Here is a 13507-nt window from a genome sequence, read left to right as displayed (position 1 = left end):
TCCATGGTTTAACGCAGAATCAGAAGGTTTCCCAGTTATCCTGCTGTTGGCTACGGTTCGTCTCTGGCGCTGGGCGTGGAGTGGTTGCCCGTGGCGTGGTTGTTTCGCTTTGAACAGATTCAGTTTCTGCTTCGGACAGGCGGAACACGGCAACCGCTTGTGCCAGTAAGATAGCTTGTTCTGCCAGTGAATCAGCGGCAGCGGCAGACTCTTCCACCAATGCGGCGTTCTGTTGAGTGGTGCTGTCCATTTCCGAGATAGCCTGACTCACCTGGGTGATACCCCGGCTTTGTTCATCTGAGGCAGAGGCAATTTCAGCCATGATATCGCGTACATGGGTCACTGAGCGGACAATATCTTCCATAGTTTGACCCGCATTTTGTACCAACGATGTACCGGCATTGACTTGAGACACCGACTCTCCAATCAACCCTTCAATTTCTTTTGCTGCCTGTGCACTGCGTTGTGCCAAATTACGTACTTCGCTCGCGACCACAGCAAAACCGCGGCCTTGTTCACCGGCGCGCGCCGCTTCAACTGCGGCATTCAGCGCCAGAATATTAGTCTGGAAAGCAATACTGTTAATCACTGAGGTGATTTCAGAAATGCGTTTAGAACTGCCGGAAATATCGTTCATGGTGCGTACCACATCGTTAACCAGCTTGCCGCCTTGCTGCGCGGTTTGTGATGCTTCCGTCGCTAGCTGATTAGCATGGTGGGCATTATCAGCATTCTGTTTAACCGTAGCATTCAACTGCTCCATACTGGCGGCAGTTTCTTCTACCGCAGCTGCTTGTTGCTCTGTTCGGGATGATAAATCAGTATTGCCAGCGGCAATCTCGCCGGAGGCATGAGACACCTGGCTGACGCCAATGCGAATTTCGTCAATCATGGCACGCAGGTTTTCATTCATTCGGGCGACGGCATTCATCAGCAGGCCCAGTTCATCCGTACGATTGGAGGTGGTTGCTGCGGTTAAATCACCAGTGGCAATGCGCTCGGCCATCGCCAATGTGGTGCGCAGTGGCACAGTAATCTGGCGGGTCATGCGCCATGAAATCAGTAAACCCAATATCAGGGCCGCAATAGCTGCTATAGCTAGCTGCAATTGCGCATTATTGATTTCATCATGAGTACCTTGCAGTTCTTGAGTGAACAAATGCGTCGCCAACTTATTTAATTCATTGGCATTCTCTTCCATCACTTTACCCACTTCCAGCTCTTGCTGATATGCCGGTAAATAGGCTAATACGTTGTCTTTATAGATACTGAGACTGGAAATGACTGGAGCTAATAGTTTTTGCTGATCGGCTGATAGCACCGGCATGAAAGCATTCGCCGCGCTGTTGGCAATATTGATTGAGGTAATCAATGAAGACTCTGCATCCTGGTTGCGATCCAGTAATAAACCTCGCGCGTTATAGCGCACGGTCATTAACTTTTGGTTCATTTCCGCCAGCAGAATCTGGGTGTTGGTATCAGCACCCTCATTAAGCAAACTTTGCTGTAACTCATTGAGGTTCTTCTGGGTTTCAGAAATATTCCAACTTTTGCGTACATCGTCCTTATGAGCCACCGCATTAACAAAATTGCTCTGTTGTTGCAGATATTCGTCTACCACATCGGCAATGCTACTGATTGTCTTGCGGTTGTTTTCCGACCAGCCAAGGCTTTCGCTTTGAGTTAATAGATTTTTTATATTATTGATATGTTGAGAGTTTTCTTTAATATATTGCAGGTCATAGGTACGTTCATATAACGCACGGTTATATTTCGCCTGATTAGCCTCATCATTAATTTTGTAGCTCAAATCGACTTTATAAGCATGTTCTTCAATGACGGAGAAATGATATGCGGTGGTACCAGCGATGATCCCAACCAATAACAACATCAGGAAAAAGCTTAACCCCAGCTTTTTACCGACTTTCACGTTTTCAAAGTGACCAAAAACTTTGCTAAATGCTGCCATGTTCTTCTCCGTTGTACGGTGTTTTTGCTGCAAATCAATCAGCGTAGGTGAGTTTGGGGAGGTCTAATTATTAGAGGATTTCGGGGAACTGGCGGTATGTGGGGCAGCCTTGGCAAGAGTGCTTTTCCCAAACGCAATACCCGTCATACTTCAAGTTGCATGTGCGTTGACCGCCTTCCTGTAACTCGAATTATTTAGGGTTATAGTTCATGGACTTAATATCCATGAGTACCAGTGACCTTCTTGTACATTCTATCGGCAAGAATTGACTAAACTTTAGCAATAAAAAATGCCAGCAAGAGGGCCTTGCTGGCATATATCTTTCGAACTTGAAGCTATAGGGTGTAGCTGCTTTCGTTACTTAGCTTGAGCGAAGCGCGCGGCTGCTTCGTCCCAGTTAACCACGTTCCAGAATGCTTTGATGTAGTCTGGGCGGCGGTTTTGGAATTTCAGATAGTAAGCGTGTTCCCACACATCCAGGCCCACAATTGGGAAACCTGATGCGCCAGAAACAGCTTCACCCATCAGCGGGCTGTCTTGGTTAGCAGTCGAAACAACAGCCAGTTTGCCGTCGTCTTTCAGTACCAGCCAGGCCCAGCCTGAACCGAAACGTGTTGCCGCAGCAGCTTCAAATTTCTCTTTGAAGCTGTCAACGCTGCCGAAGTCGCGCTCAATAGCCGCTTTCAGGTCACCGGCTAAGGTGGTGCCCAGTTTCAGGCCTTTCCAGAACAAGCTGTGGTTAGCATGGCCACCGGCGTTATTACGCATAAAGGTACGTTTTTCAGCCGGGACTTTGTCCAGATCTTTGATCAGATCTTCAACACTGAATTTAGCCAGCTCAGGGAAGCTTTCCAACACCGTGTTTGCATTGTTAACATAGGTTTGGTGGTGTTTGGTGTGATGGATTTCCATCGTCTGCTTATCGAAGTGTGGTTCCAGGGCGTCATAAGCATAAGGCAGGGATGGCAGTGAGTAACTCATAATCATCGTCTCCGTAGGTGTAGGGCGGCACAAAAAAAGTAAGCACCGCGTAAGCATTCGGATCATTATAGTTAATTAAATGATATTGAAAATGATTATCAATGCCGTACTTATTGTGTGGTCTTTCTATTCCTGAATCCGATTTGGGTGGGTATACACCGTTGCCCGGCCGGGTTTACTGAAGCCAACCAAGGTGAGATTACACCGCTCGGCTACCTCAACTGCTAAGGTTGTTGCAGCTGAAACAGCAAATAAAATCTCGGCTCCACACATAGCCGTTTTCTGCACCATCTCATAACTGGCGCGGCTGGAAACCAGCACCGCGCCTTGCTGCCACGGCTGTTTAGCTCGAACCCCCAGCAGCTTATCCAGCGCCACATGACGACCCACATCTTCACAGCCACCTAATAATTCGCCTTGAGGATTAATCCAGGCGGCAGCATGGGTACAGCCGGTTAGTTGACCCACTGTTTGCACTTGTTTGAGCTGTGCCAGCGCATTATCGAGTTGATTCAAATTAAAGGTCTGAGTGAAAGGCAGGGGGGCGATGGGGCGGAAAATATCGTCCAGTTGTTCGATACCACAAACTCCACACCCAGTGCGGCCAGCCATAGCTCGGCGGCGTTCTTTTAAACCTGCAAAACGGCGGCTGGAGAGTTCAATGTTAACTTCTATGCCATTACAGCTGGGTGTGACATCAATGGCATAGATTTCTTGTGGCGCGGTAATAATGCCTTCTGACAACGAAAACCCCAGCGCGAAAGCCTCTAAATCCTTAGGGGTCGCCATCATCACCACATGAGAAATGCCGTTGTATACCAGCGCTACCGGCACTTCTTCTGCCAGCCAATCCAATTGCGGTTCTGCCATGTGATGGCGCTGTAGCACGTTAAGTTGCCTGGCACCGCAAATTTCGGTGGAGAGGTCAATATCTGAAGGTTTGATCTGGCTCACTATGCGGCCCTGAAAGTTATAACCCATAATCACAATGTGGTAACATTCACATTAAGAATGGTATGGGTATAATTCCATTTATATAGAAATGTATCCCACACCGATAAAGGTGATATTGCGTCAGCGATTTTAGCGCTTCTGGTTTTGTTGAGGGAAGCGCGAACTGAATTTTAAATTCATACAATGTGACAATGAATGAAGGAGAGACCCATGCAGGTCAGCAGAAGGCAGTTCTTTAAGATCTGCGCTGGCGGTATGGCAGGAACCACGGTCGCGGCACTTGGCTTTACGCCGTCGGTGGCGCTGGCGGAAACGCGCAATTATAAGTTGCTGCGCGCCCGTGAAACGCGGAATACCTGCACATATTGCTCCGTCGGTTGCGGGCTTTTGATGTATAGCCTCGGCGATGGTGCTAAAAACGCCAAAGAGAGTATTTTCCACATTGAAGGGGACCCGGATCATCCGGTCAACCGTGGTGCGCTGTGCCCTAAAGGTGCGGGGCTGGTGGATTTTATTCACAGCGAAAGCCGCTTGAAATACCCAGAATATCGCGCGCCAGGTTCAGACAAATGGCAGCGAATCACTTGGAATGATGCATTTGACCGCATTGCCAAGCTGATGAAAGAAGACCGGGACGCTAATTTCATTAAGACCAACGATGCGGGCGTGACCGTCAACCGTTGGCTGAGTACCGGTATGCTGTGTGCTTCTGCATCCAGTAATGAGACGGGTTATCTGACCCAGAAATTTAGTCGCGCTCTCGGCATGCTTGCCGTAGACAACCAAGCACGTGTCTGACACGGACCAACGGTAGCAAGTCTTGCTCCAACATTTGGTCGCGGTGCGATGACCAACCACTGGGTTGACATCAAGAACGCAGACTTAATTATCGTCATGGGCGGTAATGCGGCAGAAGCGCATCCGGTGGGGTTCCGCTGGGCGATGGAAGCCAAAATCCACAACAATGCCAAGTTGCTGGTGATAGACCCACGCTTTACCCGTACTGCATCGGTGGCTGACTTCTACACGCCCATCCGTTCCGGTAGCGATATTGCGTTCCTGTCCGGCGTGTTGTTGTATCTGATGACCAACAACAAAATTAATCGCGAATACGTCGAAGCTTATACCAACGCCAGCTTGCTGGTGCGGGAAGACTATACCTTTGATGAGGGTTTATTCAGTGGTTATGACGCCGAAAACCGCAAATACGATAAAACCACCTGGAATTACCAGTTGGATGAAAACGGCTTTGCCAAACGCGATGTCACATTACAAGACCCGCGCTGTGTGTGGAACTTGCTGAAAGAACACGTCAGCCGTTACACGCCAGAGGTGGTTTCCAACATCTGCGGTACGCCAAAAGAAGATTTCTTGCAGGTTTGCGAATATCTCGCCGAAACCAGTGCGTCCAATAAAACTGCCACGTTCCTGTATGCGCTGGGCTGGACACAGCACTCGGTTGGTGCGCAGAACATCCGCACTATGGCGATGATCCAGTTGCTGCTGGGCAATATGGGGATGGCAGGGGGCGGTATTAACGCCTTGCGCGGTCACTCTAATATTCAGGGCTTAACTGACCTGGGCTTGCTGTCACAAAGCTTACCGGGCTACCTGAATTTGCCGTCAGAAAAGCAGCCGGATATTGATACATACCTGAAGGCTAACACCCCGAAAACCTTGTTACCGGGCCAGGTTAACTACTGGAGTAATTACCCGAAATTCTTCATCAGCCTGATGAAAAGTTTCTACGGTGATAAAGCCCAGAAAGAGAACGGCTGGGGCTACGACTGGTTACCTAAGTGGGATAAAGGCTACGACGTCTTGCAGTATTTCGAAATGATGTCGCAGGGCAAAGTGAATGGCTATATTTGCCAGGGCTTTAACCCGGTCGCATCGTTCCCGAACAAAAACAAAGTAGTGGCATCACTGTCGAAACTGAAATTCTTGGTGACTATTGACCCGCTCAATACTGAAACCGCGAATTTCTGGCAAAACCACGGTGAATTTAACGAGGTCGATCCATCGAAAATTCAAACGGAGGTATTTCGTTTACCATCCACCTGTTTTGCTGAAGAAAACGGTTCTATTGTTAACTCCAGCCGCTGGCTGCAATGGCACTGGAAAGGTGCTGATGCGCCGGGCGAAGCATTGAACGATGGCGCTATTTTGGCCGGTATCTTTAGTCGTCTGCGTGATATGTACCGCCGCGAAGGTGGTGCAGTGCCAGAGCAGGTGCTCAATATGACCTGGGATTATCTGACGCCAGACAATCCAGAGCCAGAAGAAGTGGCACAAGAAAGCAATGGTAAAGCGCTGGCCGATATTACCGATGCCGATGGCAAAGTTCTGGTCAAAAAGGGCGAGCAGCTCAGCACCTTTGCTCACCTGCGCGATGACGGCACTACCGCCAGTGGCTGTTGGATCTTTGCCGGTAGCTGGACACCAGCCGGTAACCAGATGGCACGGCGCGATAATGCTGATCCATCAGGTCTTGGCAATACGCTGGGCTGGGCATGGGCATGGCCGCTTAACCGTCGCATTCTGTACAACCGTGCGTCCGCTGACCCTCAGGGTAAACCTTGGGATCCGAAACGCCAGTTACTGGAGTGGGATGGTGCCAAATGGGGCGGCGTCGATATTCCAGATTACAGCGCTGCCGCGCCGGGTAGTGATGTCGGGCCGTTCATTATGCAGCCTGAAGGTATGGGGCGTCTGTTTGCCATCGACAAAATGGCAGAAGGGCCATTCCCGGAACACTATGAGCCATTCGAAACGCCGCTGGGCACTAACCCACTGCATCCGAATGTGATATCCAACCCAGCTGCGCGCGTCTTTAAAGATGACCTGGCTGCAATGGGTTCTCATGAGCAGTTCCCGTATGTCGGCACCACTTATCGTCTGACCGAGCATTTCCACTACTGGACTAAGCATGCGCTGCTCAATGCTATCGCTCAGCCAGAACAGTTTGTGGAAATTGGCGAAAAACTGGCGGCGAAAAAGGGCATTAAGCAGGGCGATACCGTGAAAGTCAGCTCCAACCGCGGCTACATCAAAGCCAAGGCAGTGGTGACCAAACGTATTCGTACGCTGAATGTTCATGGGCAGGAAGTTGACACTATTGGTATCCCGATCCACTGGGGTTACGAAGGGGTGGCGAAAAAAGGCTTTATTGCCAATACCCTGACACCGTTTGTCGGTGATGCTAATACGCAAACGCCAGAGTTTAAGGCGTTCCTGGTCAACGTGGAAAAGGTGTAACGGAGAGAACCTATGTCACTGCAAACTCAAGACATTATCCGGCGCTCTGGCACCAATTCCCTTACGCCGCCGCCACAGGATCGTAACCACCAGCAAGAGGTGGCCAAGCTTATCGACGTCACCACCTGTATCGGCTGTAAAGCCTGTCAGGTGGCCTGTTCGGAGTGGAACGACATTCGTGATGAAGTGGGCCATAACGTCGGGGTGTACGATAACCCTGCCGATTTAACCGCCAAGTCATGGACAGTAATGCGTTTTTCTGAAGTTGAAGACGAAGAGAGCGGCAAGCTGGAGTGGCTGATCCGTAAGGATGGCTGCATGCATTGCGCTGATCCGGGCTGTTTGAAAGCCTGTCCGTCAGAAGGCGCTATCATTCAGTATGCGAATGGTATTGTCGACTTCCAGTCAGAGCACTGTATCGGTTGTGGTTACTGCATCGCTGGTTGCCCGTTTGATGTCCCGCGCATGAACAAAGACGACAATCGGGTGTACAAATGTACTCTGTGCGTCGATCGCGTCGGTGTAGGTCAGGAACCTGCCTGTGTGAAAACCTGCCCGACTGGAGCGATTCACTTTGGTACCAAAGAAGCGATGAAAGAAGTGGCCGCCGGCCGGGTTAGCGAACTGAAAACGCGCGGCTTTGATAACGCCGGGTTATATGACCCAGCGGGTGTTGGGGGCACCCACGTGATGTATGTGCTGCATCATGCGGATAAACCACAGCTTTATCATGGTTTGCCGGAGAACCCGACCATCAGCCCGACGGTCACTTTCTGGAAAGGCATCTGGAAACCACTGGCCGCGATTGGCTTTGCCGCGACCTTTGCCGCCAGTATCTTCCACTACGTGGGTGTCGGCCCGAACCGGGTTGAAGAAGAAGAGAACGAAGACGATAAACCGGATTCCGCGCCTTCCGATACTGCATCCAAGGCTCCTGAGCCTACCACCGCTGAACACTCAGACGACGGGGAGACGCGGAAATGAGAAAAGAAAAGCGTATCCAGCGCTACAGTGCGCCGGAGCGAATCAATCACTGGATAGTGGCTTTTTGTTTTATATTAGCTGCCATCAGTGGTCTGGGGTTCTTCTTCCCATCATTTAACTGGTTGATGAATATTTTTGGTACGCCGCAGTTGGCGCGCATCCTTCACCCCTTCGCTGGGGTGATTATGTTCGCTGCCTTCCTCATCATGTTTTTCCGTTACTGGAAACATAACTTGATCAACAAGGAAGACCTGGAGTGGGCTAAAAATATCCATAAAATTGCCATGAATGAGGAAGTGGGTGACACGGGGCGCTATAATTTTGGTCAGAAATGCGTATTCTGGGCTGCTATTATCAGCTTGGTGTTATTGCTGGCCAGTGGCGTGGTAATTTGGCGGCCTTATTTTGCGCCCTCTTTCCCGATCCCACTGATTCGTCTGGCGCTGTTGGTGCATTCGTTGGCCGCGGTAGGATTGATTATCGTGATTATGGTGCATATTTATGCCGCCCTGTGGGTGAAAGGCACCATTACCGCGATGGTAGAAGGCTGGGTACCCGCAGCATGGGCTAAAAAGCACCATCCGCGTTGGTATCGCGAGGTCAATGCCAAAAGGCAGCTTCAGAACAAACAGGAAGAGAAACCCTGATGAGTATTCGCATTGTCCCTAAAGATCAATTAGGTAAACAGAGCGAAAAAGGTACAACGGCGGGGAATATCCCGCCGTTACTTTTCGCGAATTTAAAAAGCCTGTATACCCGGCGCACCGAACGTTTACAGCAGTTAGCGCTGGATAATCCACTGGCTGACTATCTGGATTTTGCTGCCAAAATTACCCAAGCGCAGCAAAAAGCGCTGCATGACCATCCGCTGGTATTGGATATGCAGGCTGAGTTGGCACAATCTGCGGCCAGTGGTAAACCGCCGCTAGATTTGAGTGTTTTTCCGCGCACGGATCACTGGCGCAAGCTGTTATCAGCATTGATTGCCGAGTTACGCCATGATGCCCCCGACCATATCGTGGCGGTGCTGGATAATCTGGATAAGGCATCAGTACATGAGTTGGAATTGTACGCAGATGCACTGTTAAACCGCGAGTTTGCACAGATTGGCAGCGAAAAAGCGCCATTTATCTGGGCTGCGCTATCCTTGTATTGGGCGCAGATGGCGAGCCAAATTCCTGGCAAAGCGCGGGCTGAATATGGTGAACATCGCCAATTCTGCCCAGTGTGCGGCAGTATTCCGGTTTCCAGTGTGGTACATATCGGTACGCAAAACGGTTTACGTTATTTGCACTGCAACTTGTGTGAAAGCGAGTGGCATGTGGTGCGGATTAAATGCAGTAATTGTGAGCAGACCCGTGATTTGAACTACTGGTCGCTAGACACCGAATTAGCCGCCGTGAAAGCGGAAAGTTGTGGTGATTGTGGCACTTACCTGAAAATCTTATATCAGGAAAAAGACCCGATGGTAGAAGCGGTGGCAGATGATTTGGCCTCGTTGATTCTTGATGCCAAGATGGAAGGCGAAGGGTTTGCCCGTAGCAGTATTAATCCCTTTTTGTTTCCCGGGGAATAACTTTTCCTTATTACCCCTGATTTGAGTGGCTATGAGCGCAGAACCCCATCACCTTTACAGTCAGTTACCCGCCATAGACAGCTTGCTGCGAGCGCCAGAAATGGCCCCTTTGCTGGATGAATATGGCGCAGCCTTGTTAACTGAAAACCTGCGTTTGATGCAGGCTGAAGCCCGTGAATATATCCGTCAATTCCATACGTTGGCTGATTGGTGTGCGGACTGGCCTGCGGCTTTACGTCATCGACTGAACCAACGTCAACCCGCATTAAAACCCGTCTTTAACCTCTCCGGCACCGTTTTACACACCAATCTAGGGCGAGCACCTTTAGCGGAATCCGCTATTGCTGCGGTAACTGATGCCATGCGCGGCGCGGTTACCCTCGAATATTCCCTGAGTGGTGCAGGTCGTGGCCATCGTGATCGCGCGGTAGCCGATTTACTCTGCGAACTGACTGGAGCGGAAGATGCCTGCATCGTTAATAATAATGCTGCTGCGGTATTTTTGATGCTGACTGTCATGGCTGCCGGGAAGCAGGTGGTGGTTTCTCGGGGTGAATTGGTGGAAATTGGCGGCGCTTTTCGTATCCCGGATGTGATGCGTCAGGCTGGTTGTGAGCTGGTTGAGGTGGGTACCACCAACCGCACTCATCTAAAAGATTACCGTCAGGCCATTAGCGAACATACTGGTTTGCTGATGAAAGTGCATACCAGCAATTACAGTATTGAGGGCTTTACGGCCTCGGTGGCGGAGCAGCAACTGGCTGCGTTAGGGCATGAATTTGCGATTCCGACCGCAACAGATCTGGGCAGTGGTTCGCTGGTGGATATGACCCGCTACGGCTTACCGGCGGAACCGATGCCGCAGCAGTTAATTGCAGCGGGCGTCGATTTGGTGACTTTTTCAGGGGATAAGCTGCTCGGTGGCCCTCAGGCAGGGATCATTCTCGGCAAAAAGCAGTGGATTGATCAATTGCAGCAGCATCCGCTCAAGCGGGTGCTTCGGGCCGATAAAATGACACTGGCTGCACTGGATGCGACCTTGCGCCTTTATCAGCAACCCGATCGTTTGACCGAATTGTTACCGACAATGCGGCTGCTAACTCGTCCGGCGCAAGATATTGCCGAGAGTGCGCAGCGGGTGCTGGCCGCCTTAAATAGCAGCTATGGCGCTGAGTTTACGCTGGCGGTTGAGTCATGCTGGTCGCAGATTGGCAGTGGTTCATTACCGGTAGACCGGTTACCCAGTTGGGCGGTAACATTTACCCCTAAAGAGGGCAGCGGAAGTGCGCTGGAAGCACTCACTGCGCGCTGGCGTGGTTTGGCTAAACCGATCATTGGCCGCGTGGCAGATGAGCGTTTATGGTTGGATTTGCGCTGTCTGGAGGATGAAGCGGCGTTGCTCAGGGAGTTGGCACCATGATTATTGCAACTGCGGGTCATGTTGACCACGGTAAAACCACGCTTTTACAAGCCATTACCGGGGTTAATGCAGACCGCTTGCCGGAAGAAAAACAACGCGGCATGACCATTGACTTGGGTTATGCCTACTGGCCACAACCTGATGGCAGCATTATCGGGTTTATTGATGTCCCCGGACATGAGAAATTTCTTGCCAATATGCTGGCTGGCGTCGGCGGTATTGCTCATGCTTTGCTGGTGGTGGCCTGTGATGATGGCGTGATGGCGCAAACCCGCGAGCATCTGGCCATCCTGCGGCTGACGGGCCGCCCGACATTGACGGTGGCGCTGACTAAATCCGATAGAGTGGATGACGAGCGTATTGCGCAAGTACGCCAGCAAGTGATGGCTGAGCTGTTAGCCCAAGGCTGGGAAATCGAGCAAGTCACGCTGTTTGTCACTGCGGCTACGGCCGACCTGGGTATTAGTGAATTGCGCGAGCATCTGGCGCAATGCCAGCAGCAAGATGAAAATAGTCACCGGCTATCGCGGCGGTTTCGTCTGGCTATTGACCGCGCCTTCAGTGTGAAAGGCGCAGGTTTAGTGGTCACAGGGACGGCGCTAGCGGGCAAAGTAGCGGTGGGTGATACCTTATGGCTCACGGGCAGTGATTGCCCAGTACGGGTGCGAGGTATACACGCTCAAAACCAGGATACCCAACATGCGCAGGCGGGCCAGCGCATTGCCCTGAATATTTCCGGCGATATTAGCAAACAACAGATCAATCGTGGTGACTGGCTATTGGCCCAACAGCCAGCGGAACCCGTGGATAGAGTGTTGGTCGTCGTCGATGCAGATGAACCGATACAGCACTGGCAACCGCTGCATTTGCATCATGCCGCCAGCCATATTACCGGGCGCTTTTCATTGCTTAACCCCCCTCAACCGGAGGGCGATCAATCCCAATTGATACTGGCCGAGCTACTGCTGGATAATCCCCTGTGGTTGGCTGAGAATGATCGTTTGATTCTGCGAGATATTGCCGCGAAAAAGACATTGGGTGGGGCGCGTGTTATTCATCTGGCAGTGCCAAAACGGGGGAAACGGCAACCGGCATTTTTGGCGTGGTTAACCGCGTTAGCGCAAGCGAAGAGCGATCCTGAGGTGCTGGAGTTGCATTTGGCACAAGGGCCAATTTCTCTGCATAAATTCAGTTGGGCGCGTCAGCTTAACAACCATGATATGGCAGCATTGCTGGCAGGTACTGATTGTGTGGTAGCCGGTGATATTGCTCTGTCTAGCCCTCATGCTCAGCAAGCTCAACAAACCTTATTGCATGTTTTATGTCTCTACCATCAACAGCATAGTGATCAGTTAGGATTAGGGCGGGCGCGGTTGCGGCGCATGGCATTGCCGACATTGGATGAAGCATTGGTGTTTCGTTTAATTGATAATCTGCTGGCACAAGGCGCGCTAAAAAATACCCGTGGCTGGTTGCATCTGCCTGATCATGGATTGGGATTTACCGAGCAAGAACAAGCACGATGGCAACAGGTTGCCCCCTATTTCTCTGACGATCCGTGGTGGGTTCGTGATTTAGCGGCACAATTGGCAATGGATGAAAGTGAAATGCGCAGCTTGCTACGTAAAGCGGCACAACTGGGCTACATCACGGCAATTGTTCCCGACCGCTACTATCTGAGCCAACGTATTGAGCAGTTTGCTGATTTGATTCGTGAATTGGATGCCAGTCAAGGCAGCGCCAGCGCAGCAGATTTTCGTGACCGGTTAGGTATTGGCCGTAAGCTGGCGATTCAAATCCTTGAATTCTTTGACCGCAGCGGCTTCACTCGCCGTCGGGGTAATGACCATTTATTGCGCGACAGCGGGCTGTTTTCTTCTGTGAATTAATCGGTTGTCTATTTTACATCGCTATAGATGTATTTCCCTTAAATACACTTTTAATGATGTATTTTGCGCGACATACATCTGTTAACATGTATTTATCATAAAATACATCGATTATTATGTGTTATGCTTAAAATACATCATAAAGAATGTAATTGGGATGACATGAGAACACTGACAGATGTTGCAGAAGAAATAAAAAGTATCCGCCAGCAGCAGAAACTTAAACAATCTGATATGCGTCTGGTTAATGGGATGACGCAACAGCAGGTTTCCAAGTTCGAAAAAGGAGGAGATATCAATCTTTCAACCCTGCTGCGTATTCTGGATGGCTTTAATTTGGAAATGGTATTTGTGACGCGCGATCAGGCTCGGGAATTGCGTCAGAGATTGAACTCGGCAAACATGGTAGAGACTGAAGATAACAGCGAGCATAGCAGCCCATGGCAGCAGAAATATAGACACTTGGAGGATTGATT

Annotated in this window: 10 protein-coding genes; 7 read left to right on the top strand and 3 right to left on the bottom strand. The window is 50.5% G+C overall.

Features of this window, described 5'->3' with window-relative positions:
- Positions 1-19: 19 nt before the first annotated feature.
- The 3 genes from FGL26_RS15440 to fdhD form a co-directional block, all read right to left on the bottom strand.
- Positions 20-1969 (bottom strand): methyl-accepting chemotaxis protein, encoded by a 1950-nt coding sequence (locus tag FGL26_RS15440; protein WP_005175054.1) that lies wholly within the window; start codon positions 1967-1969, stop codon positions 20-22.
- A 357-nt stretch (positions 1970-2326) separates the two neighbouring features.
- A complete protein-coding gene (gene sodA / locus FGL26_RS15435; RefSeq protein WP_032908852.1) occupies positions 2327-2950 on the bottom strand; it encodes a superoxide dismutase [Mn] in 624 nt (207 codons plus the stop codon).
- A 126-nt stretch (positions 2951-3076) separates the two neighbouring features.
- Positions 3077-3931, bottom strand: a complete 855-nt coding sequence (gene fdhD, locus FGL26_RS15430; RefSeq protein ID WP_032908854.1) for a formate dehydrogenase accessory sulfurtransferase FdhD — start codon at positions 3929-3931, stop codon at positions 3077-3079.
- Between the two features lie 183 nt (positions 3932-4114).
- On the opposite strand from fdhD, the gene fdnG reads away from it, so the two are divergent.
- From fdnG to FGL26_RS15395, 7 genes are all read left to right on the top strand, one after another.
- Positions 4115-7162, top strand: coding sequence for a formate dehydrogenase-N subunit alpha (gene fdnG, locus FGL26_RS15425; protein WP_102990199.1), 3048 nt, complete (start codon positions 4115-4117; stop codon positions 7160-7162).
- 12 nt (positions 7163-7174) lie between these two features.
- Complete coding sequence (gene fdxH, locus FGL26_RS15420) at positions 7175-8146, top strand: formate dehydrogenase subunit beta (RefSeq protein ID WP_005175035.1); 972 nt, start codon at positions 7175-7177, stop codon at positions 8144-8146.
- Positions 8143-8793 (top strand): formate dehydrogenase cytochrome b556 subunit, encoded by a 651-nt coding sequence (gene fdoI / locus FGL26_RS15415; RefSeq protein WP_005161937.1) that lies wholly within the window; start codon positions 8143-8145, stop codon positions 8791-8793. Before fdxH ends, fdoI begins: the two co-directional genes overlap by 4 nt.
- On the top strand, positions 8793-9722 hold the full coding sequence (gene fdhE, locus FGL26_RS15410) for a formate dehydrogenase accessory protein FdhE (protein WP_005161934.1): 930 nt from the start codon (positions 8793-8795) through the stop codon (positions 9720-9722). Before fdoI ends, fdhE begins: the two co-directional genes overlap by 1 nt.
- Before the next feature lie 31 nt (positions 9723-9753).
- Positions 9754-11142, top strand: coding sequence for an L-seryl-tRNA(Sec) selenium transferase (gene selA / locus FGL26_RS15405; protein ID WP_005175032.1), 1389 nt, complete (start codon positions 9754-9756; stop codon positions 11140-11142).
- Positions 11139-13031, top strand: coding sequence for a selenocysteine-specific translation elongation factor (gene selB, locus FGL26_RS15400; protein ID WP_005175030.1), 1893 nt, complete (start codon positions 11139-11141; stop codon positions 13029-13031). Before selA ends, selB begins: the two co-directional genes overlap by 4 nt.
- Before the next feature lie 162 nt (positions 13032-13193).
- On the top strand, positions 13194-13505 hold the full coding sequence (locus FGL26_RS15395) for a helix-turn-helix domain-containing protein (protein WP_005175027.1): 312 nt from the start codon (positions 13194-13196) through the stop codon (positions 13503-13505).
- Positions 13506-13507 lie beyond the last annotated feature (2 nt).

Origin of the sequence: Yersinia enterocolitica subsp. enterocolitica (assembly GCF_901472495.1) — a bacterium.
Classification (GTDB): domain Bacteria; phylum Pseudomonadota; class Gammaproteobacteria; order Enterobacterales; family Enterobacteriaceae; genus Yersinia; species Yersinia enterocolitica.
Note: the sequence above shows the minus strand (reverse complement) of the source record. Positions and strands in the feature narration are given on the sequence as shown.